Source organism: Spirosoma validum (genome assembly GCF_014699035.1).
Taxonomy (GTDB): Bacteria; Bacteroidota; Bacteroidia; order Cytophagales; family Spirosomataceae; genus Spirosoma; species Spirosoma validum.
This window is the reverse complement of the sequence record NZ_JACXAA010000010.1, coordinates 117,255-142,042: the sequence shown is the minus strand read 5'-3', so window position 1 is coordinate 142,042 and position 24,788 is coordinate 117,255. Positions and strand designations below refer to the sequence as shown.

22 protein-coding genes and 1 pseudogene are annotated in these 24,788 nt (G+C 48.5%); 9 read left to right on the top strand and 14 right to left on the bottom strand.

Features of this window, described 5'->3' with window-relative positions:
• Both IC230_RS23935 and IC230_RS23930 read left to right on the top strand, forming a co-directional pair.
• Positions 1 to 3,435, top strand: coding sequence for an acetate and sugar kinases/Hsc70/actin family protein (locus tag IC230_RS23935; protein WP_191041589.1), 3,435 nt, complete (start codon positions 1 to 3; stop codon positions 3,433 to 3,435).
• A gap of 89 nt (positions 3,436 to 3,524) precedes the next feature.
• A complete protein-coding gene (locus IC230_RS23930; RefSeq protein WP_191041588.1) occupies positions 3,525 to 4,862 on the top strand; it encodes a hypothetical protein in 1,338 nt (445 codons plus the stop codon).
• Positions 4,863 to 4,949: 87 nt separating this feature from the next.
• On the opposite strand, the gene IC230_RS34120 is transcribed toward IC230_RS23930, so the two are convergent.
• Positions 4,950 to 5,333 carry a cupin domain-containing protein gene (locus IC230_RS34120; protein ID WP_223860812.1) on the bottom strand — a complete coding sequence of 128 codons (384 nt, stop codon included), beginning with the start codon at positions 5,331 to 5,333 and terminating at the stop codon, positions 4,950 to 4,952.
• Between the two features lie 266 nt (positions 5,334 to 5,599).
• A pseudogene (locus tag IC230_RS34115) lies at positions 5,600 to 5,851 on the bottom strand (cupin domain-containing protein); the annotation flags it as partial.
• A gap of 354 nt (positions 5,852 to 6,205) precedes the next feature.
• Here IC230_RS34115 and IC230_RS23920 point away from each other — a divergent pair.
• Both IC230_RS23920 and IC230_RS23915 read left to right on the top strand, forming a co-directional pair.
• On the top strand, positions 6,206 to 6,784 hold the full coding sequence (locus IC230_RS23920) for a retropepsin-like aspartic protease family protein (RefSeq protein WP_191041587.1): 579 nt from the start codon (positions 6,206 to 6,208) through the stop codon (positions 6,782 to 6,784).
• Between the two features lie 108 nt (positions 6,785 to 6,892).
• Complete coding sequence (locus tag IC230_RS23915; protein ID WP_191041586.1) at positions 6,893 to 8,302, top strand: WG repeat-containing protein; 1,410 nt, start codon at positions 6,893 to 6,895, stop codon at positions 8,300 to 8,302.
• Between the two features lie 83 nt (positions 8,303 to 8,385).
• Here the strand turns inward: IC230_RS23915 and IC230_RS23910 are convergent, their stop codons facing one another.
• Genes IC230_RS23910 through IC230_RS23900 form a run of 3 tightly spaced genes read right to left on the bottom strand, consistent with a single transcriptional unit; the run spans position 8,386 to position 10,426 of the window.
• Positions 8,386 to 9,159, bottom strand: coding sequence for a hypothetical protein (locus IC230_RS23910; RefSeq protein WP_223860810.1), 774 nt, complete (start codon positions 9,157 to 9,159; stop codon positions 8,386 to 8,388).
• Positions 9,160 to 9,179: 20 nt separating this feature from the next.
• Complete coding sequence (locus tag IC230_RS23905) at positions 9,180 to 10,085, bottom strand: hypothetical protein (protein WP_223860809.1); 906 nt, start codon at positions 10,083 to 10,085, stop codon at positions 9,180 to 9,182.
• A gap of 5 nt (positions 10,086 to 10,090) precedes the next feature.
• The gene (locus tag IC230_RS23900; RefSeq protein ID WP_191041585.1) at positions 10,091 to 10,426 is read right to left on the bottom strand and encodes a PKD domain-containing protein; all 336 of its coding nucleotides are present in this window, start codon (positions 10,424 to 10,426) and stop codon (positions 10,091 to 10,093) included.
• A 231-nt stretch (positions 10,427 to 10,657) separates the two neighbouring features.
• Between IC230_RS23900 and IC230_RS23895 the strand changes: the two genes are divergently transcribed.
• Positions 10,658 to 14,332 (top strand): PAS domain S-box protein, encoded by a 3,675-nt coding sequence (locus tag IC230_RS23895; RefSeq protein WP_191041584.1) that lies wholly within the window; start codon positions 10,658 to 10,660, stop codon positions 14,330 to 14,332.
• Positions 14,333 to 14,407: 75 nt separating this feature from the next.
• Here the strand turns inward: IC230_RS23895 and ypfJ are convergent, their stop codons facing one another.
• Entirely contained in the window at positions 14,408 to 15,253 is an 846-nt protein-coding gene (gene ypfJ / locus IC230_RS23890) for a KPN_02809 family neutral zinc metallopeptidase (RefSeq protein ID WP_191041583.1), read from the bottom strand.
• Between the two features lie 94 nt (positions 15,254 to 15,347).
• Positions 15,348 to 16,418, bottom strand: coding sequence for an NADPH dehydrogenase NamA (namA, locus tag IC230_RS23885; RefSeq protein ID WP_191041582.1), 1,071 nt, complete (start codon positions 16,416 to 16,418; stop codon positions 15,348 to 15,350).
• Between the two features lie 81 nt (positions 16,419 to 16,499).
• Between namA and IC230_RS23880 the strand changes: the two genes are divergently transcribed.
• Positions 16,500 to 16,757, top strand: a complete 258-nt coding sequence (locus IC230_RS23880) for a DUF6582 domain-containing protein (protein ID WP_191041581.1) — start codon at positions 16,500 to 16,502, stop codon at positions 16,755 to 16,757.
• A gap of 76 nt (positions 16,758 to 16,833) precedes the next feature.
• Here the strand turns inward: IC230_RS23880 and IC230_RS23875 are convergent, their stop codons facing one another.
• The 4 genes from IC230_RS23875 to IC230_RS23860 form a co-directional block, all read right to left on the bottom strand.
• Positions 16,834 to 17,118, bottom strand: a complete 285-nt coding sequence (locus tag IC230_RS23875; protein WP_191041580.1) for a hypothetical protein — start codon at positions 17,116 to 17,118, stop codon at positions 16,834 to 16,836.
• Positions 17,119 to 17,302: 184 nt separating this feature from the next.
• Positions 17,303 to 18,349, bottom strand: coding sequence for an SDR family NAD(P)-dependent oxidoreductase (locus IC230_RS23870; protein WP_191041579.1), 1,047 nt, complete (start codon positions 18,347 to 18,349; stop codon positions 17,303 to 17,305).
• A 120-nt stretch (positions 18,350 to 18,469) separates the two neighbouring features.
• A complete protein-coding gene (locus tag IC230_RS23865) occupies positions 18,470 to 18,859 on the bottom strand; it encodes a hypothetical protein (protein WP_191041578.1) in 390 nt (129 codons plus the stop codon).
• 32 nt (positions 18,860 to 18,891) lie between these two features.
• Positions 18,892 to 19,104 (bottom strand): hypothetical protein, encoded by a 213-nt coding sequence (locus IC230_RS23860; protein ID WP_191041577.1) that lies wholly within the window; start codon positions 19,102 to 19,104, stop codon positions 18,892 to 18,894.
• Between the two features lie 374 nt (positions 19,105 to 19,478).
• On the opposite strand from IC230_RS23860, the gene IC230_RS23855 reads away from it, so the two are divergent.
• Genes IC230_RS23855 through IC230_RS23845 form a run of 3 tightly spaced genes read left to right on the top strand, consistent with a single transcriptional unit; the run spans position 19,479 to position 22,863 of the window.
• Positions 19,479 to 20,579 carry a Nif3-like dinuclear metal center hexameric protein gene (locus IC230_RS23855; protein ID WP_191041576.1) on the top strand — a complete coding sequence of 367 codons (1,101 nt, stop codon included), beginning with the start codon at positions 19,479 to 19,481 and terminating at the stop codon, positions 20,577 to 20,579.
• Between the two features lie 17 nt (positions 20,580 to 20,596).
• On the top strand, positions 20,597 to 21,352 hold the full coding sequence (locus tag IC230_RS23850) for a zinc ribbon domain-containing protein (protein WP_191041575.1): 756 nt from the start codon (positions 20,597 to 20,599) through the stop codon (positions 21,350 to 21,352).
• A 14-nt stretch (positions 21,353 to 21,366) separates the two neighbouring features.
• Entirely contained in the window at positions 21,367 to 22,863 is a 1,497-nt protein-coding gene (locus IC230_RS23845; RefSeq protein ID WP_191041574.1) for a tetratricopeptide repeat protein, read from the top strand.
• A gap of 19 nt (positions 22,864 to 22,882) precedes the next feature.
• Here the strand turns inward: IC230_RS23845 and IC230_RS23840 are convergent, their stop codons facing one another.
• The 3 genes from IC230_RS23840 to IC230_RS23830 all read right to left on the bottom strand — a co-directional run bounded on the left by IC230_RS23840 (position 22,883) and on the right by IC230_RS23830 (position 24,750).
• Complete coding sequence (locus IC230_RS23840) at positions 22,883 to 24,070, bottom strand: phosphoglycerate kinase (RefSeq protein WP_191041573.1); 1,188 nt, start codon at positions 24,068 to 24,070, stop codon at positions 22,883 to 22,885.
• Positions 24,071 to 24,142: 72 nt separating this feature from the next.
• Complete coding sequence (gene vapC / locus IC230_RS23835; protein WP_191041572.1) at positions 24,143 to 24,538, bottom strand: type II toxin-antitoxin system VapC family toxin; 396 nt, start codon at positions 24,536 to 24,538, stop codon at positions 24,143 to 24,145.
• Positions 24,535 to 24,750 carry a type II toxin-antitoxin system VapB family antitoxin gene (locus tag IC230_RS23830; RefSeq protein ID WP_191041571.1) on the bottom strand — a complete coding sequence of 72 codons (216 nt, stop codon included), beginning with the start codon at positions 24,748 to 24,750 and terminating at the stop codon, positions 24,535 to 24,537. Before IC230_RS23830 ends, vapC begins: the two co-directional genes overlap by 4 nt.
• Positions 24,751 to 24,788 lie beyond the last annotated feature (38 nt).

Sequence of the window (24,788 nt, the reverse complement as noted above, 5' to 3'; positions counted from 1 at the left end):
ATGCCAACAACATTCAGTTTACATAACCCGACACCTGGCCTGCACTGGTACGTTAGCAAACCCCTGGGCACCGACCAGATTGCGGCTATTCGTGACCCCCAGGGCGGTCAGACCGTTAAGCAGCCAACCTCCATTCCGAGTCCGTTCGCCCGGATGGATTTGGTACGGTCGGCCTTTTTGAACCTTGCCCTCCGTCCTGACCTCAGCGGTACGGTGAACGATCAGCGTATCGTGTCGGACGCGCTCGACGTGGGTGAGTTGTTTTTCAATTACGATAAACTTAAAACCTACGTAACGATCACCCCATTCGACATCCGGACTGATCTGGAGCGGCTTCGGCAATCGACTAGCGTGGGCCATAAACGACTTGCCGATGCCCTGAAGTTATTTCTGGATCAGGATGCGGCCGAGTACAATTTCGATGCGCTTCAGCGGCTGTTCATCCTAAGTTACCGGGGCCGGGTCGTTGGCGGTACGTCGCCTAAAACGTTGTTTTTCAGTTCGGGTAATGACTTAAGCTGGGTGGACGTATCGATGGGGAACGACCGGCTGTTCGATACGTCAGTTTGTCCGCTTCATCAGCGCGACATCGAGTATCAGAAGTTCTGGTATGCGATCAAGTTGTTCATGCCCAATTTCCGCGATCGTTTCCGCGAAGTCGACGATTACCTGAACCGGAGCCGGGCGTTGTTGCAGCAGCAAAATCCGACGCTGTTTTACGAACACATCGAATCGCATAATGGGCAACCGTTGCTGACGCGCGAGAAATTCGATCAGGAATTCGATGAATTGACAACAGGTCCCGGTGATATTGTCGAAGTACTTGGGTTCCCGCTGCGTAAGAAAAAATCGGACTCGCGCGCAATCAGTCAGGTCAGCGATTTTATTATCAAGTCGGATAAATTCGCTCGGTTGAACCCGAATCTGCCGCGTCCGATGGCATTGCAGAATCGCTTTTTCCGGCAGTTTACCTACGTACCGCAAACGCAGTGGAATTCGAATACGCCCGTCCCCTACTACGCCCGCGAATCCTGGCGGGATAATCAACGGCCTCTGCCGGGCCAACCGGGCAACTATCCCTGGCTGACGGTCAGCGATTTTCTGGAACCGTATCTCGTTCGCTTACCGTTTCCAACCGATCGGGGCCGCTTCTTCGACGGTAATCTGCAAACGTCTGCAACGGATAAGGGCTTTCTGTTACCACTCAAAAAGGATTTCTTTGATTTCTTCGACGTTGACGATCTCTTAGCAGGACGCGTTCGGTTAAAGATGGTGCCGCAGGGCGGTGGCATTAACGTAACGCTCGACATTCCTGTTACGGCCCCCAACCAGCCCGGTAATCAGTTCGTTACGTTCGAACGATTGTATAGCCAGACCGTTGGTAATTCAACCTCGCCTAACGAAGCTACGAACGAGGGAATCATTGTCGAAAACTCATTCACTGTCAACATTTATCCGTTTGTACGATCAGGTTCGGTTACGGTTCCCGCCGATTACCGGGTTGAGTTGATCGAGTCAGGTTTCGACAGCCAGAACCAGTATCAACTATCGTATTTCAAACAACAGTCGAACGCCGAAATCACGCCCGAATCGATTCATCAACGTACCGTTCGGCAACAGAATACCGACGGCTCGAGCGTATATTACGTGATGCGGGAGGAGTTCGAATACATCCAGACGCATATCAAAGGCGATGGTCGGGACATGAACGGCGTGCTGATTCCCCGTTGGCAACTATATAACGGCGGTAGTAAGCAATTCTCGTTTTCGGTGGATTTTGGCACGACAAACACACACATCGAATACAGTGTGGATGGCCAGACACCACGGCCGTTCGACGTAGCGGAACTGACGCCACAAGTGGCTACGCTGGTGGCTCCAGCGCAATACAATCCGGCCCTGTTCGAGCTGTTTGTGTTGTATGATCTGGAGTTTGTACCGCCAACGATCGGTCCCGGCAAATCGGATAGTTTTCCGACGCGAACAGCCATTGCCGAGCCGATGAACCTGAGCTTTAATCAGCAGACGCAGGCGCTGGCCGATTTCAATATTCCGTTTTACGTTGAGCGGCAACCGGCAGGTTCCAACCGGATCACGACCAATCTGAAATGGGCCAAAACCAGCGATCAGACCGAACGACGCGTAGAAGCTTTCCTGGAAGAATTGCTGATGCTGATCAAAAACAAAGTTCTGACAGAAGGTGGCAATCTATCCCAAACCACGGTGTACTGGTTCTTCCCGGCCAGTATGACGCCCGGTCGGGTGAGTCAGCTTCGCGCGGACTGGCAGGAGCTTTACGACCGCTATATTGGCGGATCAGCGGGACGTCTGCGCGAGGTTTCGGAATCGGTCGCGCCGTTCTATTACTACAAGCAGAATCCAACACTAAGTGCGTCGGCCCGGCCCGTCATTAACGTAGATATTGGTGGTGGTACGTCAGATGTGGTCGTCTATGAACGTAACGAACCGAAATTACTGACGTCGTTCCGGTTTGCGGGCAATGCAATTTATGGCGATGCCTTCAGCGAATATGGAGCCGCCAGTCACAATGGTTTCGTTCGCAAATACGCCGACCGGATTCAGACACTGTTGGAAAGTCAGAGCCTAGGTAATTTGAGCGATAACAATCGCCGGATGCTGGATACGAACCGGTCAGAAGACATCATGGCGTTCTGGTTTTCCATCGAGAAAAGCAACGATGTCAAAGCGAAGAGTATGTTGTCGTTCAACGGAATGCTGGCGAAGGATGAAGACATGAAAGTAGTTTTTGTGCTATTCTTCACGGCGTTACTCTACCACATCGCGCAGTTAATGAAGCACAAAAATATCGGTCTTCCAGGGGCCATTACGTTTAGTGGTACGGGATCTAAATTGCTGACAATCATTAGTTCCGACGATCAGATGCTTGGAAAACTGGCCCGCGTGATTTTCGAGAAAGTCTACGACAAAACGTACGACGCCAGCGGACTCACGTTATTTTATGAACGTAAAGGACCGAAAGAGGTAACTTGTAAAGGCGCCCTGATGCAACCCTCCAACAGTCGTCCGGTCGACACGGAATCGATTAGCTACGTGTATCCGGCTACGTTCAACGACGAATTCCCGACGCTGACCTACGCTGATTTACGGAAGCCGGAAGTCATTGACTCATTGCTGAAAGAAACGAATGCGTTCATTGATTTCTTCTTCGCCGTCAACCAACAGTTTAGTTTCGTTCGAAATCTGAACGTATCGGCGAAGTCACTGGTGGTGGCGCAGCAGGAATTGCGAACGCACCTGGATACGTCACTCATGGACGGCATTCAGCGAAAAGAAAGCGACGTAGCGGCTGAGTACAGCGGCATGACCGATGCACTCGGCGCACCCATTGAGGAAACGCTGTTCTTCTATCCGCTTATTGGAGCTATCAACAAAATGGCGAATGCGCTGGCGTAAAATGCACAGCCGAGCTAGTATTTATGCTATTAGGATAAGGTGATGTCAGTTACTTACAACTGGCATCACCACACTGAATTGACTATTTTATGCAGACAAACAAGTCATTTCGAATACTTATCGCTTTATTGACATCAGCAACGTTCACGTTCGCGCAGAATGACAATCAGGCGGCTGTCGATACGTTGACGAAGGAAGTGGCCAAAGCTGTATTCGCCAACATTGCCAAAAATAATCAGCCTAAAGCGCAGGAAATTTATACAAAGCTTGTTGAATGCAGTGCTGACTGCGATCCGCAACTGATTATCAAGACGGTTGGCAGTTGGGATCAGGTAGGTGCCAAAATGCAGGAACTGAGCGAATTGAAAAACACGCAGCAATTTCTGTCGATGTCGCCTAGCGACGCGAACGCAGCCATTCGGAAGCAACTGAAGCGGTTTTATACCGCTCATAAGGCCGAAAAGCCCTATAGCGTCCCGTTGAGTCCAGATGTTCAGACTCAGATATTAGCCAAAATTGACGAATTACTACCTCCAGGCGACGTAGTGGCTCCTGACTCCGTTGCTTCGTCGAGTGCTCCAGCCGCTACGCAACCCGTTAGTGATGAAGAAACAAACGACAACTCTGCGCTGGCACCATCAGGTCAACGTGGTACCTCAGACGATAAACTATTCTGGATGATACTTGCAGGTTTTATTGCCGGACTGCTGGGCGGTGCCGCAGCGGTTTATTTTTTACTCTATAAAGAAACGAAAGCAGAAGCCGATCAGCTTCGTTTCGACAATTCAAAATTGAGCAGGTCGTTGGATGCGGCTCAACGGGTCAAACCCGCCAACGTACCCCGTCAGCCACAGGATACAGATCAGCAAAAAGTCAAAGCGTATGAGTCGCTTCTAGCCGAGTTAGGTACAGATGCCGATCCGGTAGAAGCTATTCGACAGTTGAAACAGCAAACTCCGGTTCAACCACCAGAACCCACGCCTGTCACCCGTTCAGGACAACCGACGATTGAGTCGGAGGCTACTCTCGAAGCGGCTTTGGTTGAGCCGCTGGCCCCGCTGCCTCCCCTGCCTCCACTTGAACCGCTGCCACAACGCAACCGCTCGGAGGTGTTTTACTTTCCACCGCCCGATCCGAATGGCCAATTCGACATGGCCCAGAAGACGGATACGCTTTCCCCCGAATCAGCGTATCGCTTCAGCGTCAGCGCCGACGATCCATCGATTGCTACGTTCCGTTTCGAAGCCGATCCGGGTCGTGTAGCGCGGTTTCTAACGTATCGGAATTATATGATTGAACCCGCCTGCGAGAGCGAAAACAGTTACACAAATTCCTACACCCGAATTGCCATGCGTAAAGATGGGCAGGCTTTGTTTGAAAATGGCGCTTGGCGGGTAAAAACGAAAGCGTTGATTCGGTACGAATAACGCCTGATAACTAAATAGTTGATTTTCAGAAATAGAATCGCCAAATGCAATAGAATTTTAACAGCTCTATCACATTTGTCGCCGGAATTACGTAGTGGGTGGTGCAATAAAAAGTTTTTTTACGGGAAGTTTTTTAATGATGTCGGCTGATAAACCGAAAGTCGTTGCCAGAACATCATCAGGGTTACTGGCCAGCCATTCACTCAAATCAATGGCTTCATAATGTCCATTATTAAAGCCGATCAGGATGCGACAAACGTCAGTCCCCGTATTTTTTATATAATGCCCGGCACCCATCGGAACATAACCGACATCGCCCGCATTGAATGATTCCGTTACAGCTGTAGCTTCTGCCAGAAAGACAGTCATTTCAGCTGTACCTGAAAGGTAATATTGCCATTCATCCGCGTTGGGGTGCCAATGCATTTCGCGCAGGGCTCCAGGCTGCAGTTCAATGATCGAACCAGCCATGGTTGTACTGATCGGAAACTAGTCTACCGTTACGGTACGCTGGGTGCCTCCTCCCGGTGCCCGCCTTGGCTGCTGGGCATGCAACGGGTAGCGATGTTTGCTGACAAGTTCCGGGTAAGGCCTTTCTATCGATTTAAGGGATTGATCATCAGGCACGTCTCCTAACACGAAATAAGCTTCTTTTTTAGGAAGCCGGTCCACTTCGTCTAAAGATAACCCCAGATTTTGCGCTATGATTTCTTTGGGAACGCTCGCGATAAAATCAGTTATACTGAAAGTATGATCCTCCGAAAATCGCCATTATCAAAAATGAGAATAAAATGACATTCATCCGGGCCAAGGCCCTGAATGGAATGGCCATATCCTCTTGGGAAATACCAGACATCCCCTGGTCCGAACGTATCAATATAAGCGTTTCCATCTGGATGAATAATCGTGGTTCGACAGGAGCCCGTAATCACATAAGCCCACTCGGCGGCATTCGCGTGCCAGTGCAATTCCCGCATACCTCCAGGTGCGAGACGCCTGCGATGCCTATTGAAGCAGGGAACTCACGTACTGAAGCCCCACGCGTAACACCCCCTGGTCCTAATCGAGGTTCTTTTTGTTCTAATTGATAGCGAAAGCTTAGCGTCTCATTTTTCATTCTGTAGTGAAGTAGTTCTGGTGTTAATAATGATCTGCTACGTAACAGATCGTCGGTAAACCTAACCGACAAAATCAACCCAAACAACCATTTTCATAGCTTTTTGTAGGTATTCTCAACGCATTGTTCTACCTAAAAAACTAAAAGCTTCGTCTACTAAAGACAATACAGCGCCATCAGCCACCGTTTTGGTAAATTGGACAATAGTCACCTATCTACTTATCGAATGGCTTCCCGACTCGCGATACTTCTTTTACCACTATTTATAACACTGTACTTGTCAGGCTGTTCCGGTTGCTCACGTTCAGGTAGCCATCAGCCGAAGAAATCGAAACGTAATACGCCAGATCAGACAACCAGCAAACCTAAGCCGACTTCAGCCGAGCTACCCAAACCAACTCTGAAACAAATCGGGTCTGGGCCGACGGAAGTGGCTATGGAGAAAGATAGGGGCGTTTATAAAGTACCCGTTACGGTCAATGGTGTTCCGATGAAGTTTATTCTGGATACGGGAGCCAGTTTGATTTCTATTTCGGCTACCGAAGCGGAGTTTATGTTCAAACAAGGCGCCATCACCGACACCGATATTATCGGGCAGTCAAAATTTCAGGATGCGAACGGTGATATTTCGCCCGGTGATGTGATTCGGCTTAAATCGGTACAGATTGGCGACCGTGTTCTGGAGAACGTAACAGCTAACGTAGTACGTAGCACAAAGGCGCCATTGCTGCTGGGACAGTCGGCTTTATCGCAGTTCGGTAAAATTTCGGTGGATTATCGACGTAATATTGTGACGTTCGACTAAAATTTGATGTTTAGTTGTAAGTCAGGCGCATTCAGGAATGGGCAACCAATTGCTTATCCATTCCTGAAGACGTCTACCCAAATGTCCCAATCATGAATTACTGCCCCTATGACAGAAACCGAACTGATCGACCGACTTCGCGAAGCCATTGTTCTCGACGGCCCTGACGTTTGGCGAACGAACGGCTATCTCCAGGATGCTCAACAAGCAGGCTTATCACTGCCGGACGCCCTAAAACGAGCCAATGAGGTAAGTCAGGAAGTCAGTAACAATAGCATTCTCTTTCAAAACATACAGGCTCGTATTGCCCGACTGGCCCAGCCTTCTCGGGCTCATTTAATTGACCAGGATTTAAATCAGATCATTAATGCCGCTACGTCATTAAAGCTCTCTCCCGACTTTGTCAAGAATCGCTGGGTGCCCACTATTTTACATCGTTTAGCCGTTACGTCGGCTCCTCCGAAGCCCGAGCCGCCCGTTACGTCTGCACCTTCGCCAGTAACCTTGCCGGTGGAGAAGCCCGATATATTCGACGAATTAATTGATAAGGAGCCGGAACTCCCGAAACCGCCTGCGCCGGTGGTAGAGCCCCCAGTTAGCGAACGAATAGTGTCCCCGCCCACTCCCGTTTCGCCACCAACTGTCGAAGTAGATCCACCCACGCCTACACCTACTGCTCCCAGTAGACCTGAGCCTCCGCCGATTGTGCGGTCGTTTACGGCGACGCCCGCTCGCGTAGGGAAAGGCCAGCCCGTGACGCTTGCCTGGGAGGTAGAAAACTTGCTGGCTGTAACGATCGACGACTTAGGCGAAGGTTTGTCTCCATCCAACCGAGGCTGGGTAAAACCTTTGAAGACAACCGATTATACGCTATTCGACGCAAATAATAATCCGTTGAGCACTGTCCGGGTTGAGGTGATTAAGCCTGATCGTAGTGGAATTTACGGTGTGCTCTTCGCGCTGGCTTTGCTGGCGATTATTTACTGGTTTATTAAAAGCAGCAATTCGCGCAGTGATACACCTGTAAAATCAAAACGGAAAACCGAACAAACAACTGAGCGAAAATCAACGAGTCTAAGTCGACCGGAAACCAAGCCCACGTTCGCCGAGTCAACGACAGAAGCTACTGATACGCCCGAGGAATCTACCCCTAAACCAACGGCGTCGGTACCTGTTCAATCTAAACGAGAAAATTCACCCAGTAGCCAACCGGAAGATGAAATGGTTGCGGCTAATGAACCAACCTATAAGCCAGCCACACCAGCCGATGCCCGTCAGGGGAAATATGAAGAGACGTTCGGAAACAAACCCTACGATAAAGTCGAGCTGGGTACCGACGAACTCGGCTGGCGACGCGCTCGCAGCAAAGGCCGCTGGGGGTATATCAACGAAGATGATGAATGGGTAATCCAACCCGAATTTGAAGCCGTGACGCCCTTCCGTGGCAACACGGCAGCCGTATTCCTGAATGGCCAGCTTATGACCATCAATCGATCGGGTGAACAGGTGAGAAAGTAAAGGGCATAGGGGTAAGGGCGTGGGGCAGAGGGTCCCTGCTCACGTTTGTTTGCCCTCTGCTCCACGCCCTTACCCCTATGCCTTCATAACCCCACCGTTACGGTCAACTTCTGGAACGACGTCCAATAGCCCGAACTGGTCAAACCAATGCCATTCCCAGACAACATCCGAAATGGGTACGGGCTGCTGCGAACCTCCTGTTCGTTTATGAAAAAATACAGGTATTCACCCCGCCGTTTAACCATTAATCGGTTTCGATTTTTATCAATGGGTACGCCCGGCCTGAAAAACTCCCCAGGCATATAATCGGTGAAAGTCTCTCCGTTGGCTACCCGTTTGATAGATACTTCGCCCCTGCTATTGGTAGTGAAGGCACAAAAATTCAGCGAATCTTTTATCCCAAACAATAATCCACCCGTCGGAACCTGCCCCGAATCGGCCAGAACATCCAGCTTGATTGTAAATACCTCCGCGCGATTCAGATTAATCTCCTGAGGCAATGCAACTGAGCTAAACGAGGCTTTGGATGTACGTACATTTCGTTTACGAACGCTATACGATCCCACACCGATCTGGTAGTGATAATCGCCGAAATTGCCTGCCCGCCAGTGATTTCGATTCGTGACAAAGTCACCCGTAAAAGCAGGCCGGAACGTAGTAGATGGCGCTGTACTGGTCGTGCTACTCCTGCGCGGACCAGGTTCGGGCGTTGACCGGAGTATCACTTTTTGCCAGGCGCTGGAAGCTGAATAAACCATTGGCTTAGGCCCTTGTCCGACCGGCTGGGCAAAACTGGTTTTTAAAAGCAATGCGCTTAGGCCAATCAGCAGGAACAAGCGCATAAATAATTCATTCATTCAATTACTCAATAGATTTCTTAAAACGAGTAATGTACAACGGCCGTTAACTGACCAGCCTGAAGCCCCGGTCGTACCGTAACAGGTTGTAAGCCCTGCGTTCTTTGCAACCGATTATTACGCAACCCTTTCATGAACGTCAAAATAACGTCGATAGCCGCCACAACGATGGCTCCTCTGGTAGCCAGGTAATAATTCTGGTGATGGCTGTTGGCTTGTGTGTAATACGGTTCAGCCGCTGTCATGTTTTTCTGTTGTTCATAAAGTGCATATTCATCGTGCGATTTTTGCCGCTCCGACAAACCGTACGCCAATAAGCCATAGCACCCTATGGTTACTAACGGTCGTAAGCCCACTTTTGGCTTCGGCATCTGAACAAAAATATTACCGATACCTGGCGCAACTGCCGATAATAACGCCCAGGCAGGTCCGGCATAGCGCGTCTTTCGGACAGACACGGCCTCTGTCGGTGTCGAAACAACAGGCATTTCAGGATCGGCCGACTTTGATTCCTTCGTGGCAACCGGTTCAGTTGGTTTCGCGGGCGATTCGTTTGGTTGCTGGGTTGCGACTGGAGCTGACGAAATTAATGGTCCGGCTTTAACGGATACGATGGCCCGGATGTCTTCATTCAGCGGATATCCACTAGCCAGGGCGTCCCAGACAATACGTCGGTCGGAGCCAGCCGTTACTCGTTTACCAATATCGCCCCGTATAAACTCGGGAAGGATGCGCAACTCGCCCCGCAAGCGACTTTCCATGTCAACGTAAACAGAGTCACCAGGGTGAATTTCAATCAGGTCATAGCGAATTTCGAGTTGCGACGAATCAATAACCCGTATCCGAACATTACGAACACGTTCCTGCGCCAGGCTCGATGTGGCCAGCAACAAACTCAACAGAAAAACGAGGGGTATACGCATCATCGAACTTAATTACGGACGGTAATCTGTTGACTAACTGTGACTTTATCATCACACGAATTGGCCATCGTGAGCGTAACTGTATAGGTACCCGCCTTATCGTATATGTATGTAACGCGGGAGCCAACGCGCGTTACGCCTTTGCCGTCGCCCGGGTCCCAGCCAGCCGCGCCAATGTCGCCTTGCGGATTATCCAGGAAAAAAGTAACGTCTAACGTACCAGCCGTGTAGCCAATTTTGGCCGAAGGTTTAGCACAAACCGGGAAGTTTTTTCTGGTCAACTCAAATGGTTCGCAGGCTACAGTAACCAGCAATGTCCATAGATAGAGGTAGCGTTTCAGCATAATGGTCAGGTGAACCTTAGCAAAATAAGCAATACTAACGTAATGAAAAACAGTCTACAGATTTGTTTCTGACCTGATTTTTGTTCGTGACTGCCGGATTGTTATCAGAAACCAACATTTTTTGTAAATTTAGATAGCCAGATAAGAAAGCCAGCGGCAAAGTTTAGGTTATGTCGGCTGTTAAAGCACTTTGCCTTATTCTTATCAGACATATTACTTACTTGTTTACCTATGCGCTGGTCCGCTAAAACCAAAGATGAATTAGTAGCCGAAATCCAACGGCTTCACCATGAACGCGATGGTCTCACGGTGTCCGATACATTGACCACCTTCGACGTCCGCCAAACGGTAGATCAACTGAACCTGGTTGGTCTTACGATTGAACGCGATGGTACGCTGAAATATGTTAATCCGTATACGTACCGGGTAACGGCCTGGCAACCAGCGGATATTATCGGCAAAAATTTTTTCAATACACTTGTGCCTCCTGCCGATCTGACTCGGCTCAAGCTGGAGTTTGAAGAGGCTATCGTTAAAGGTGGGTTTGCCGAACAGCGGGAAATCAACCTGCTGACCAAGAGCGGAGCGCTACGTAATGTCCAGCTCAACTCCGTTATCGTGAACGAAGCCGATGGCTACGTAGCGTCGTTTACGGTAATTGGCGAGGACGTAACGAATAAGCGCCGGGTCGCTTCAGCGCTGTCGAATACCAACGCGCAGTTGCAGGATTTGGTCGACAATACGTCCGATCTGATTCAACTTCTGACGCTTGATGGCAAGTTTATCTTCGTGAACCGGGCCTGGCGTGAGGCACTCGGGTACAGCTCGGAAGAAATCTCGGCGCTTAATCTGCGCGACGTACTTCATCCGGATTATGCGGATAGTACGCTTGGCATGCTCAAACGGATTCAGGAGGGCGACAAACTACCTTACGTAGAAACTGTTTTTCGGACAAAGAGCGGAAAAACGCTGTTTCTATCAGGAAGTGTCAACTGCCGGTTCGACAACGGGCGTCCGACGGCTTTTCGCTGCATTCTCCACGATACGACGGGGAAAATCCGTGCTGAAAAAGCGCAGAAGTTATACTACAGCATTGCGAACTGGACCATCAACACGCCCAATCTCGATGAACTCTATCACAAAATTCATGAAGAATTAGGCAACATCATCGACGCCCGCAATTTTTTCATTGCGCTGTATGACTCCAGTAAAACGTATTTGTCATTCCCCTACTACGTTGATGAGTACTTCGGCAGTAGTATGCGATTTACCAAACGGAAACTGGGTAACGGCATTATCGAATACACGATTCAGGCCAACAAGCCCTTGTTTCTGTACGAAAAAGACATCCGTTTATTATCCGATCAGCATCATATCGATCTGTATGGACTGCGGCAACCTGAGGTAATGTTAACGGCTCCACTCCGGGTTGGAGACGAAATCACTGGAATCATTGGGGTTAAATCGTACGATGATGCACAGACGTATGGCCCGCGTGATCTGGAGTTGCTGGAGTTTATTTCAGGACAGGTAGCGCTGGCCATTGCCCGTAAGCAGTCTGACGCCCGGCTGGACAAACAAAACGCCCGGCTAAATGCTATTTTCGACAGCAGTACGTATCTGATCTGGTCGGTTAACAAGGCGCTGCAACTGACGTCTTTCAACAAAAACTACGCTCGTCTGATCGAGTATCAGTTGAACGAAACACCTTCCGTTCAGGCTAGCGCTCCCGATCTGGGCTGGCGTATGATTGGTAGCGATAACCGGAAGCGTCTGGAAGAAAAATACCGGCAGGCCTTTCGGGGACATCCGCAGAATTTTGAACTGCATTTTGAAACCACTCGGGGCGAAACCTACCTGGAATTCCATCTCAACCCGATTCTACTGGCTGGTGGTGTCATCGACGAAGTCTCGGGTATTGCGCGGGACATTACCAACCGCCGACGGGCTGAGATTGCTACCCGCCAAAGCGAAGAAAAATTCCGGGGTATTTTCGAGAACCTACAGGACATCTACGCCAGGGTCGACCGTCAGGGACGTATCACCATGATTAGCCCATCGGTTTTCAAACGCATGGGCTACACCCCCGACGAAGTACTGGGCCATGAAATTACCCAGTTTTTCATCGACAAGAATTTGATTCGCCGGGCGATGTTTAAACTGGGTCGAAACCGTAGCCTGCGGAACTTCGAGGCCAGTATGCGCCGGAAAGATGGGAGCGAGCGGCAGTATATGTTCAACATGCTGATGCTGAACGACGATCCGAACAGCGGGTCGGTTGTGGCCGTTTTAGCCCGCGATATTACCGAGCTGAAGCGACAGTCGGCCGAATTGGAGAAAGCAAAAGACGAAGCCGAACGGTCGCTCAAAGTAAAAGAGCAGTTTCTGGCCAACATGAGCCATGAAATCCGGACACCGATGAACGGGGTTATCGGCATGATCGATCTGCTGAACGATACGCAGTTGGATGAAGAACAGCGGAGTTACGTAAAGACCGTCAAGCGCTCCTCAGAAACCCTGCTGAATATTCTGAATGATATCCTGGACCTCTCTAAAATCGAGGCAGGAAAGATGGTTCTGCACGAATCCCCGGTAGCGCTGAAAGAGATCTTCGAGAAACTCATTGCACTCTTTGGTCAGCAGGCTAACTCCAAGAACAACGATCTAACGTATCATCTGGACCCCGATCTGCCTACTTTCGTCATTGCCGATCAGACACGACTGCTGCAAATCCTGTCGAACATGACCTCCAACGCTATCAAGTTCACAGAAAACGGCACGATTCGGGTTGAGGTATCGCTGATTAGCAAACGTGGTAAGTTTAACCGCATTCGGATCGGCGTGAAGGACTCAGGGATCGGCATTTCGCCCGAAAACATTAACCTGCTGTTTAATTCATTCAGCCAGGTCGACACGTCGTCGCGGAAATCGTTTGGCGGTACGGGGCTGGGGCTGGCAATCTCGAAAGAACTGGCGCACTTGATGAAAGGGGAAGTTGGCGTTGAATCGACAGTCGGGCAAGGCAGTACGTTCTGGTTCACCAGCGAACTGAAAGAAACGGCCATTAGTCCAACGCAGCAGACGACGGAGGTCGCCGAAATTGCGCTGGCCAACTTCTTTAATACGTATCATCCGAACGTTTTGCTGGTCGATGATAATGCTGTAAACCGGAAAGTTGCCAGCGAAATTCTGCGCAAATCAGGCTGTGTAGTAACCACGGCCGACAGTGGGCCAGCAGCCATTGCCAGTGTAAGCGAGCGAATGGAAACCAAGGAAGGCTTCGATGTTATTTTCATGGACATTCAGATGCCCGATATGGACGGCGTTGAAACGACGCGTCATCTCCGCGAGAAATTCGGCGAAAGGTTACCCAAGATTGTGGCTATGACGGCTTACTCGATGAAAGAAGACCGTGAACGCTTTATCAGTCAGGGACTCGACGATTACATTGCCAAGCCCATTCGTGCCCAAAGCCTGGTTGCCAAAGTAAAGGAAATTTCAGACGCTCACCGGGCAAAACAAGCGCCTGTAACCCAGAAAGCTCCTAAACTCGCTACGTTGCCTCCTGAACCGGCCCTACCGATCATTGATGAAGAGATTGTTGGTCAGTTGCGCGACATTGGCGGACAGGAGTTAGTCGATAGCATCATGGAGGAGTTTGTGACAGAAGCGGCAGAATTGGTTGAGGGTGCTTCTTCGGCCTATGATCTGGGGGATATTCCAACGGTAAAAAGCCATCTGCACACGCTCAAAGGAAGTGCCGGGACAATTGGTGTATCGCGCGTTGCTGATATTGCCAAAACGGCCGAAGGGCAATTGAAAGTGAACGATACCAGCGGTTTGTTTGACGCGTTGCAGGCCTTGAAGAAAGCCTTTGATGAATTTCTGACGGAGTTGAGGAAATAAAAAGGAAGACTCCAGGTGTTGCTGGAAATTAACAACACCTGAGTCTTCCCTGATACTTCTATTTAGTTCAACCGATTAAAGATTCGCGTCTTCGCGGCTGTTGAACGTATCGCCCTGGTTAATGTCGCCGGTTTTAAGTCCTTTTTTGAACCAGTACACTCGCTGTGCCGAACTGCCGTGCGTAAACGCATCGGGAACGACCTGCCCCTGCGTTTCTTTCTGAATCTTATCGTCGCCAATGGCGTTAGCCGCTGTCAGCGCGGACTCTACGTCGTTTTCGTCAATGGAAATACTCTGACCCTGAGCATGATGCGCCCAGACTCCTGCAAAAAAATCGGCTTGTAGTTCCAGACGAACCGACACGCGGTTGTACTCTCTTTCGCTCAGACGTTGCCTAAGTTCATCGGTTTTGTCCATAATGCCTAACTGCTTCTGTACGTGGTGGCCAATTTCGTGAGCAATAACATAAGCCATTGCTAAGTCACCAGGAGCCTGAAAGCGCTCTGCGAGGTCATCGTAAAAGGATAAGTCAATGTATACTTTCTGATCTAACGGGCAGTAGAAAGGCCCCATCGCTTTCTGTGCGGTACCGCAACCAGAGGACGTTACGCCACGAAACAGTACCAGTACCGGCTTTCGGTATTGAGATCCCTGTTCAGCAAACAGTTTTGTCCAGACATCTTCCGTACTGGCCAGCGTTCGTTTGGTGAACTGAGCCGCTTTATCATCAGCCTGTTGGTTAACGGGAGCCGCTTGCTGACTCGAATCTTGATTTAAAATGTCGGATGGATTACCACCCAGCAGCATAACAATCACGGCAATAACTACCGTACCGATACCACCGCCCACGAGCATTCCTCCTCCACCGCTCCCCCGGCGGTCATCAACATTATCGCTTTCACGTCCTCCTAACCAACGCATGATTTCTTTCAGTTAATAAATGGTGAATGATTCATAAATTTTACTGGCAACACTACAATTTCCAGTGCAAAAATGTTTAAAGCTGCTTCAATATTCATCGTGGCTTAGCCCGCTCGTATTGAACCGGCCATTTTAGATCGTCGCCCATGGCCTGTGCTGCGTGCAGCGGAAAATACGGGTCTCGCAAGAACTCGCGCGCAATTATGATCAGATCCGCTTGGCCAGTTGCTAGAATCGCTTCGGCCTGTTCTGCCGACGTAATCATTCCGACAGCGCCTGTCAGCATCGTCGTTTCCTGTTTGATACGTTCGGCAAATTCCACCTGATAACCAGGACCAACCGGAATTTTTGCATGAGCAACGTTGCCCCCCGTTGAACAATCCACTACGTCAATGCCTTTGTTTTTCAGCACAGCCGCCAGCGCGACTGAGTTGTCAGCCGTCCAGCCCCCTTCAGTCCAGTCGGTAGCTGAGATCCGCACGAACAAGGGTAGCTCGTCGGGCCATACTGATTGGACGCGCTCAATGACTTCCAGTAACAAGCGAGTGCGATTCTCGAATGAACCGCCGTATTGATCGGTACGCTGATTGCTTAACGGAGACAAAAATTGATGAAGGAGATAGCCATGAGCGGCATGAATCTCGATTATCTGAAACCCTGCGGCTAAAGACCGTTGGGCTGCCTGTTGAAAATCGACCAGCACGTTTTCGATTCCTTCGTCGGTCAATGCCGTTGGCGTGGGGTCTCCCTCCTGAAACGGAATCGCGCTGGGCGCTACGGTCTGCCAGCCCCGTGGTTCGGTTGGAGAAATCGCGGTGCCGCCTTCCCATGGACGTTGATGACTGGCTTTCCGACCGGCGTGAGCCAGTTGTATCCCAGCTACAGCTCCATTTTGCTGGATAAATTGAGTGATACGTTTTAGTCCTGCAATGTGCTCATCTTTCCAGATACCTAAGTCATCGGGCGAGATACGTCCCTCCGGCGAAACAGCAGCCGCTTCAGTTATAAGCAAACCGGCGCCACCCACGGCCCGGCTTCCGAGATGAACCAGGTGCCAGTCGTTTGAAAAACCATCTTCGCTGGAATACTGGCACATGGGCGAAACAACAATACGATTTTTAAGCTGGATGCTACGTAGCGACAGCGGGGAAAAAAGAATTGACATACGTGTAAATTGAGGTTGTATTGCCTATAAACCTTTGGTAGCTGAATACCGTTTAAGCAAACAAACAAAACCTCAACGATTATGGCAACTGACTCGAAAATTGATCGGCGCGACGATGTCAAACCGACTGAAGGTGAGCACAAATACGGCGACGTCGAATTCGCCGACCGAACAAACAAAAAATATCCGATTGATACGCCCGAGCATGTTCGGGCAGCGTGGAGCTATATCAATCACAAAGACAATGCGGCTAAATACGACGCTAATGAAGTGGATATAATTAAAGATCGTATTAAGAAAGCCGCCAAGAAGCACGACGTAACCATAGAAGACGAATAATTGTATAAAGTACGTAAACACAAAAATACCCGCCTTATGTAATGCGGGTATTTTTGTGTTTAGTCTGAGAACAAACTTATAGTTTTTCTTTGACTACTTTAACGTCTTTCTTAGCCTCGTCTTTAATGAGCTCGCCCGTTTTCTTTACTCTGTCTTTGCGGGCTTCTTTCAGCGCTTCTTTATCGCCACTCATTTTGGCAGCTTTGCGTTCTGCCTTATTCATTTTCAGATCAGCTTTGTCAGCGGCTACTTCAGCTTTTGCCTCAACTGTTTCCGCTTTTTTCTTCACTTTGCTATCCTGAGCCTGAGCCGCTGTTAGTGATAATGCTATAGCAGCAAAAACAACGATTACTTTTTTCATAACAGTGTTGGACCTGGGTCCATTAGTGAGTGATTGATTTATAAGTAGATAGCACTGATGTAGTGCTATCTGGATACATACTTAACGAAACTGACTGTATACTTGTTTAAAATGCATCGCTTACGCTGGCTATAATGGATTGAAATTAATCCCTTTCTAATCCGTGAGCTACGTAATGAATTGGTTAATGAAGGGTTTCGTTATTGCGTTCAGCCGCTTCATCGGTCAGCGTTGTCAGTACGGATTCAGACAGGCTTGTTTCACTATCTCTACCCAACGCTCGTCGTTCGCCAATGCCTCCGGGCTCTGGAAGTGTTTCGCTCACAATAGCCATCAGCTCAGAAATCAGGTTCGGCGCTACTCCCTGAAGGGCAGCTCCTACTTTAGCCGGTAACGTAATGATTCGTTCGGCTTCACCGTAGCGGCAGGCTTCAACAATTTCGCGGGCGCATTCTGCAGAATTGATCGTGAAAAATGGCACAGAATCACTGATTTTAAAGACAGCATATTCTTTCTCATTCTGGCCTTTAAAAATGGCGTTACGTGGACTTCCGGTTCGAATTAGCCCCGGACAGATGGTCGTTACGTAAATCCCGTCTTTTTGTAACTCGGCCCGTAAACCTTCCGAATAGCCCACCAACGCAAACTTACTGGTCGAATACGTAGACAAGTGTGGTATAGCAACTTTACCCCCAAATGACGCAATGTTCACAACACGTCCGCGTCCAGTTGAGCTTTTTGTACGGGCCAGCATCTGCGGCAACACAGCATTGATCATATGGAAAGCCGCCCAGAAGTTCGTATCCATCGACTCCCGAAAGTCAGCTTCTGTTGCATGCTCATAGGGCGTCACCGTGATAACACCGGCATTATTAATTAGCACATCAACGGGACCAAGAGCCTGATGCACATTTTCGATAAAATGCTCAATCTGTGTTTTATTGGTAATATCGCAGACTTGCGCGTACACCGAGATACCATACGATTGTAGTTCCGCCTGAGCACTGTCGAGTTCCTCCTCGTCACGGGCGCAAATGCCAAGGTTTGCTCCTTCCTTAGCTAACAATCGTGCCATTTCGAGACCCAGGCCACGCGAGCCTCCCGTAATCACAACAGTCTTATCCCGAAAATCGATTTTTCGCTTCTGCGCTAGTAACGCTTTGGTAGCGGCCCAGGTGCCAAGTCCCGCCAGGCCCCACAGCACAGCTTTTGTTTGAATGGAAACGCTCATAGTTCGTTCATTTCAGTAAACTATGATAACAGGTGTTTCGCCGGAAGGTTATGAATTAGCCCGAAAGGCCATAGCCGTTGACCAATAAACGAGGGTCAGCATACAGACTGGCAACCGGAATTAATCCACTGATGCATTTACAATAGTGGCTGTTGCCGTCATGGCCCCTTCTTTGTTCAGCTTTGTTTCTACGGTATCAATTTTTATGGCACTCCGTGGCTCGATTGTTCGCTCAATAACATGCAGTGCGGAGTCGATCTTGTGGTAACCACGGTCATAGTAATCAAACCGAATTTTGATGTGCTGGTATACGTAGCGTTGTGAGGTATTCGTGATCGTAAAGCGATGAGTGCCTACAATACTCCCCTGCGGTTGAGGCCCCGCTTTCCTCTGCCAGAATGATCGGTCAATGAGCAAATCGCGAATAGCATCCGGCTTATCTTTCATAGCTTGTTTACGTTCCTGACAAGCAAAAACAGACAGCAATAATATCCAGAAAATGGCTTTCATAAACTTGGGACTGAAAACGAGATTAAAATCGCTTACCGAAATGACCCCAAATTTCGATTGAAAAACCGAATACCCAAGAATGTATAGATACCTAGACCTGCCGTTTCGAGTACAGCTTCGAGGTAATTTTTCTGATAAACTCCGCCCGAAAAATCCTGAATCCAGTCAATCAGCGCAGCGCAATAACCAGTAAAGGCGACTAAAGCACCTAAACTAATAAGTATTAAAAGGAGAATTTTATGCATATGTATTGAATCTGTTGGTAGAAGTTATATTCAGCGATTTTCAATCACTATGAGTTATGACAATTGTCACACAGTAAGGTTTAATTCAGATTTAATTTCTCTTGATACAAAAGTAAATCGCCTTCCATTCTTATGATAACAACTTCATACAAACGTAAGATTATTTATTAACCGGGATGCTATAAATATTCCTTCAAAAGCAGAGCAATACTTACTATGTCATTAATTATCAGTCATTTACAAATCCTATTTCTCTAACCCTATGAGACCCGGTTTAAAACGCACGTTCGTACAGCTAAGGTATACGAGTTATACTAGGCTCTAAAATTTCCTTACTTTGCAGTGTTATATATTTACTGAGCACTAGCCTCGATATGCCTCAAATTCGTCATCTTACCGCTTACCTTGAAACATTTTCTCCACTCGCTTACCAGGAATCGTACGACAATGCAGGCCTGATCGTCGGCGATCCTACTACCGAGATCAAAGGTATTTTGGTCACCCTCGATACAACAGAGGCCGTTGTTGATGAAGCAATCGCTAAAGGCTGTAACGTAGTGGTAGCACACCACCCAATCGTTTTTAAAGGCTTAAAAAGGCTGAATGGAAAAACCTATGTTGAACGAACGGTTATCAAAGCTATTAAAAACGATGTGGCTCTCTACGCAGCGCATACGAACTTAGACAACGTAGCAGGCGGAGTTAATTTCAAGATTGCCGAGAAACTAAAGCTACAGAATGTACGGGTGCTGTCTCCCAAAACGCAGGTTTTAACCAAGCTGGTCACCTTTGTACCCGTAGCCGATACGCAGCGGGTACTGGATGCGCTTTACGCAGCGGGAGCCGGTCAGATTGGGGCGTACAAAAACTGTAGTTTTCGGGTTCAGGGAACGGGTACGTATCAGCCCGGCGAAGGTGCCCAACCCGCCATCGGCGAAGTAGGCACTTACCATGAGGAAACAGAAAACCGACTTGAGGTAATTTTTCCGACATATCAGCAAAGCCAGCTTCTGACAGCTTTGCGTCAGACACACCCGTATGAAGAAGTTGCTTATTATCTGACTACGTTAGAGAATCAAAATCAGGAAGTTGGTTCAGGGGCAGTTGGTGAGTTAGTAGAACCGTTGGATAGTCAGTCGTGGCTGGCCTATCTGAAAGAAAACATGAATCTGAACCTAATCCGGTACACGCCCCTCCCCGACCGTCCGATCAGACGAATAGCGGTATGTGGGGGCGTAGGCAGTTTTTTATTACTAGACGCCATGCGGGCAGGAGCCGACGTTTTTGTGACTGCCGATTACAAATACCATGAATTTTTCGATGCTGATGGCCGCATAGGTATCTGCGATATTGGGCACTATGAGAGTGAAGTCTTTACGAAAGAGTTGATTTGCGGGCATTTGGCAAAAAAATTCACTACTTTTGCGGTAATTTTATCAGAAACGGATACGAATCCGGTCCGATATTTCATATAGCACTAACTACATTCCGAATGGAACTGACGATTGCGCAAAAATTAGACGCTCTTCTGAAACTGCAATCCCTGGATTCTCAATTAGATGAACTTATCAAGATTCGCGGAGGCCTTCCCGAAGAAGTCCGTGATTTAGAAGACGATATTGCCGGTTTTGAAACACGAATAGGCAAGTTTCAGGCTGAAATCAAGACGCTGGACGAGGAAGTTGAACGTAATCGCGTAGGAAAGAAAGATGCCGAGAAACTGATTACGAAGTATAAAGATCAGCAGATGAACGTGCGGAACAACCGCGAGTTCGACGCAATTTCTAAAGAGATTGAACTGCAGTCGCTTGAAATCGAACTGGTTGAAAAACGCGCCAACGAAGCTCAGTTTCGGGTTCGTGGCAAAGAAGAAGAAATCAAAACGACGCAGGCCGCGCTTAACGAACGGAAAGAAGATCTGAAAGCGAAAAAGCAGGAACTGGATCAGATTACGTCGGAAAGCCAGGAAGAAGAAAAAGAATTCATCAAACAGCGCGACGAACAGGCAAAAACGATTGAGCCGCGTCTGCTGAATTCTTATAACAAAATTCGTGGTAACGCTCTGAACGGTTTGGCCGTTGTCATGGTGAAACGCGGTGCATGTGGGGGCTGTTTCAACGTAGTACCTCCTCAACGCCAGGCCGATATTAAAGACAAAAAGAAGATTATCGTCTGCGAACACTGCGGGCGCATCTTTGCGGACGTCGAAGGTGTCCCTGAGCCAGCTACGGTTGGTCGTGGTCGATAGCGAACTGAACTGATATGAAGCGTTTTTTGGCAACTGCACCGGGTTTACGCCCGGTGTTTTTGTTTATCCTTCTTTCCATTCCAGTACTGACTCACGCCCAGGATTTTGTCTGGACGCCGGGTTTGCAACGCGCCTATGCGGATTTGCAGAAACTCAGAGTGCAGTCGGGGAAGCAGCAACTGGAACTTGAGTCTGCCGCGAACGGGATTCGTATTTTCCTGGATGATTATGCCGATATGCTCACACTCGTAAGCTCGGATGATGAGCAGGCTTTCGCATCGCTGGATGATCGCGAAGATGACCGGCTCGACGCTCTGAAAAAACTGGATGACACTTCGCCCTGGAAACGGGTAATTCAGGCTGAAGTACGGCTTCACTGGGCCTTTGTAAAATTGAAGCTCGGTAAGGAGATGAGCGCCAGTTGGGACGTTATTCGAGCCTATAAACTGTTAACAGAGAACCAGAAGCGATTCCCTACTTTTCTGCCCACTTACAAATCGCTCGGAACCTTACACATCATGATTGGCTCAGTGCCCGATAATTACGTCTGGGTAGCCAACTTGCTTGGTCTGCACGGTAATATCAGGCAGGGTCAGCAGGAATTACAAAGAGCTCAGCAGGACCCACTCTTCCAACTCGAAGCCCGGTTAATTGATTTGATGGTTCGGGCTTATGTTCTGAAATTTACTGACGCTGATGGACAAACCTTGCAACGACTAGTCAGTGAGCATCCGGACAATTTACTACTCCACTTTTTCGGCGCAACGATCGAACAAAAAAACGGACACAGCGAACAGGCTTTAACGTATCTCAAAAGTCGTCCTACTGATAAAACCTATATTCAACTGCCCATTATTGAAAACATTCTGGGTGATATCTTTCTGCAAAAAAGCCAGTATACTATTTCAGCAGTTCATTTTCAGCAATTTCTAACGAGCTACAAAGGTCAGAACTATATAAAAGATACGTATTACAAACTATTTCTCTGTCACTGGTTAGCGAACGAGTCGGATGCTAAATCACGGCCTTTTCTGCAACAGGTTATCCAAAGGGGTCGTACAAACGTTGAATCCGATAAAGCTGCCCAGAAGTTTGCCGAAGCTTATTTTAAAAAAGGCGTATCACCAAATTACAAGGTCCTGATGCGCGCACGAATAGCCTCAGATGGTGGGTTCACCGATAGTGCGCTGGCGTACCTGCGTCCCTATGCAGAGGTCAAATTTTCAATAAGTGCCGAAAAAGCTGAATACAATTACCGTATGGGACGTATCTACCAACGCCGTGACGAACCCGACGCAGCCATTCCTTACCTCAATCGTGCGCTTGCCCTCAGCGAACCGGAACAGCTTTCCTTTGGTGCCACGGCGGCTTTACAGTTAGGCTATATTTATCAACAAAAGAACGATCGGACGCGCGCCCGATCGTTCTTTCAAAAAGCGCTTAGCTTTAAACGCCACGAATACAAAAACAGCGTTGACAACAAAGCAAGAGCGGCTTTAAGTAGCTTGTAGAAACGTAATCTGTGAGGTTTTATTCGAGAGCAGCTACACCTGGCAGCGTCTTACCTTCCATGTATTCAAGCAAGGCTCCACCCCCAGTTGATACGTAGCTAACGCGGTCGCCGTAGCCGGCCTGGTTGATCGCAGAGGCTGAGTCACCACCACCGATAAGCGAGAAAGCACCATTTTCTTCCGTGGCTTTTACAACTGCTTCAGCAATAGCGTCGGTGCCTTTGGCAAAATTCTCAAACTCAAACACACCCATTGGGCCGTTCCAGAGAATAGTTTTCGATGCCAGAACAACCTCGGTAAACGTTTTAATCGTTTCAGGACCAATATCCAACCCCTCCCAGCCATCAGGAATCTGGCCCGTAGCCACTATCTGGCGATTCGCATCATTCGAGAAGGCATCTGCGCAGACATTATCAACCGGCATATAAATTTTCACCCCTTTTTCTTCCGCTTTTTTGATCAGTTCGAGAGCAAGGTCCTGCTTATCGGCTTCCAGAAGCGAATTACCGATTTGCCCCCCCTGTGCCTTGGTGAAGGTATAGGTCATTCCCCCACCGATGATTAAATTATCAACCTTATCAAGCAGTTTTTCGATAATCAGAATCTTGTCAGAGATTTTAGCGCCACCCATAATGGCCGTGAAGGGCCGCTCAGCACTCTCCAGAATCTTTTTGGCATTATCCAATTCAGCCTGCATGACGTAACCAGCAACGCGATCATTGAAGAACTGACCCATTACAGCTGTACTAGCGTGAGCCCGGTGGGCCGTTCCGAACGCGTCATTTACCCAAACATCACCGAGTTTGGCAAGCTTTTCGGCAAACGCTACGTCTCCTTTCTCTTCTTCCTTATAAAAACGCAGATTTTCGAGCAGCAGAATTTCACCTGGTTTCAGGCTAGCCGCCAGATCGGTAGCGGATTGACCAATGCAATCATCCGCAAATTTCACATCGCGACCGAAGGCTTCTTTCAGCGCAGGTAATACGTGTTTAAGCGAATATTTTTCTTCAGGACCACCTTTCGGCCGGCCAAGGTGCGACATCAGAATAGCGGAGCCACCATCATTCACGATTTTCATCACGGTTGGGATGGTCGCTTTAATACGGGTGTCGTCAGTAATGTTATACGCCTTATCGAGGGGCACGTTGAAATCTACCCGAACGAGGGCTTTCTTGCCAGCAAAATTGTAGGAATCTACGGTTTTCATGCGACTACGTATGGTCGTTGGTTTACGAGGCCAAACTTAGCGGTTTTTCGGCAGATGAAAACGGGAAGTTTATCAGGAAGTAGCAATCCGTAAGGCCGTGAAGCGACCGATCTGGTCAAAGTCGGCGTCACTGTGCAGAATAGGCATGTCGTAAAAAATCGCGTAGTGTGCGATCAGACAATCGTTGGGCTTACGAATGGTCACACCTTTTTTGCGAAGATCGCGATATAACTGAGCCGCTCCGATGGCGGCTTCAACAGGATCGAACCGTAATAGTCTACAGGCTAACAAATTTTCTTTTATTCGTTCGAACTGACTGTCATTGTATACTCCCTGTAAGACTTCTTGCAAGATAGTTGGCGTTATATAGAGCAAATCCCTCTCGACCAAAAGAGCAGCTACTAAATCTGTTTGCGCACTTCGGACACCACGCAAAAAGTCTATCCAGACAGACGTATCAACAATCATTTATCATAATCATTCAGTGTGGTATCAGTCCGCATCTGATCCAAATCACCATCCCATTGCACTTTTCCACGTAAAGAAAGTAGGTCTCTGCGACGAGTCATGTTTATATACTCTTGTAAAGCCAGTTCAACGATAGCTTTTTTTGTCTTCAAATGACTTATCGCCATCGCCTTCTGAAGCAATCCATCATCAATATCAATATTTGTTCGCATATTAATTATGTCTTATACACAAAAATACAGAATTCTAT

Bases quoted from the DNA above. Each gene is read 5' to 3' on its own strand.
- IC230_RS23935 (WP_191041589.1), top strand. From the start codon at position 1: ATGCCAACAACATTCAGTTTACATAACCCGACACCTGGCCTGCACTGG.
- IC230_RS23930 (WP_191041588.1), top strand. From the start codon at position 3,525: ATGCAGACAAACAAGTCATTTCGAATACTTATCGCTTTATTGACATCA.
- IC230_RS34120 (WP_223860812.1), bottom strand. From the start codon at position 5,333: ATGGCTGGTTCGATCATTGAACTGCAGCCTGGAGCCCTGCGCGAAATG.
- IC230_RS23920 (WP_191041587.1), top strand. From the start codon at position 6,206: ATGGCTTCCCGACTCGCGATACTTCTTTTACCACTATTTATAACACTG.
- IC230_RS23915 (WP_191041586.1), top strand. From the start codon at position 6,893: ATGACAGAAACCGAACTGATCGACCGACTTCGCGAAGCCATTGTTCTC.
- IC230_RS23910 (WP_223860810.1), bottom strand. From the start codon at position 9,159: ATGAATGAATTATTTATGCGCTTGTTCCTGCTGATTGGCCTAAGCGCA.
- IC230_RS23905 (WP_223860809.1), bottom strand. From the start codon at position 10,085: ATGATGCGTATACCCCTCGTTTTTCTGTTGAGTTTGTTGCTGGCCACA.
- IC230_RS23900 (WP_191041585.1), bottom strand. From the start codon at position 10,426: ATGCTGAAACGCTACCTCTATCTATGGACATTGCTGGTTACTGTAGCC.
- IC230_RS23895 (WP_191041584.1), top strand. From the start codon at position 10,658: ATGCGCTGGTCCGCTAAAACCAAAGATGAATTAGTAGCCGAAATCCAA.
- ypfJ (WP_191041583.1), bottom strand. From the start codon at position 15,253: ATGCGTTGGTTAGGAGGACGTGAAAGCGATAATGTTGATGACCGCCGG.
- namA (WP_191041582.1), bottom strand. From the start codon at position 16,418: ATGTCAATTCTTTTTTCCCCGCTGTCGCTACGTAGCATCCAGCTTAAA.
- IC230_RS23880 (WP_191041581.1), top strand. From the start codon at position 16,500: ATGGCAACTGACTCGAAAATTGATCGGCGCGACGATGTCAAACCGACT.
- IC230_RS23875 (WP_191041580.1), bottom strand. From the start codon at position 17,118: ATGAAAAAAGTAATCGTTGTTTTTGCTGCTATAGCATTATCACTAACA.
- IC230_RS23870 (WP_191041579.1), bottom strand. From the start codon at position 18,349: ATGAGCGTTTCCATTCAAACAAAAGCTGTGCTGTGGGGCCTGGCGGGA.
- IC230_RS23865 (WP_191041578.1), bottom strand. From the start codon at position 18,859: ATGAAAGCCATTTTCTGGATATTATTGCTGTCTGTTTTTGCTTGTCAG.
- IC230_RS23860 (WP_191041577.1), bottom strand. From the start codon at position 19,104: ATGCATAAAATTCTCCTTTTAATACTTATTAGTTTAGGTGCTTTAGTC.
- IC230_RS23855 (WP_191041576.1), top strand. From the start codon at position 19,479: ATGCCTCAAATTCGTCATCTTACCGCTTACCTTGAAACATTTTCTCCA.
- IC230_RS23850 (WP_191041575.1), top strand. From the start codon at position 20,597: ATGGAACTGACGATTGCGCAAAAATTAGACGCTCTTCTGAAACTGCAA.
- IC230_RS23845 (WP_191041574.1), top strand. From the start codon at position 21,367: ATGAAGCGTTTTTTGGCAACTGCACCGGGTTTACGCCCGGTGTTTTTG.
- IC230_RS23840 (WP_191041573.1), bottom strand. From the start codon at position 24,070: ATGAAAACCGTAGATTCCTACAATTTTGCTGGCAAGAAAGCCCTCGTT.
- vapC (WP_191041572.1), bottom strand. From the start codon at position 24,538: ATGATTGTTGATACGTCTGTCTGGATAGACTTTTTGCGTGGTGTCCGA.
- IC230_RS23830 (WP_191041571.1), bottom strand. From the start codon at position 24,750: ATGCGAACAAATATTGATATTGATGATGGATTGCTTCAGAAGGCGATG.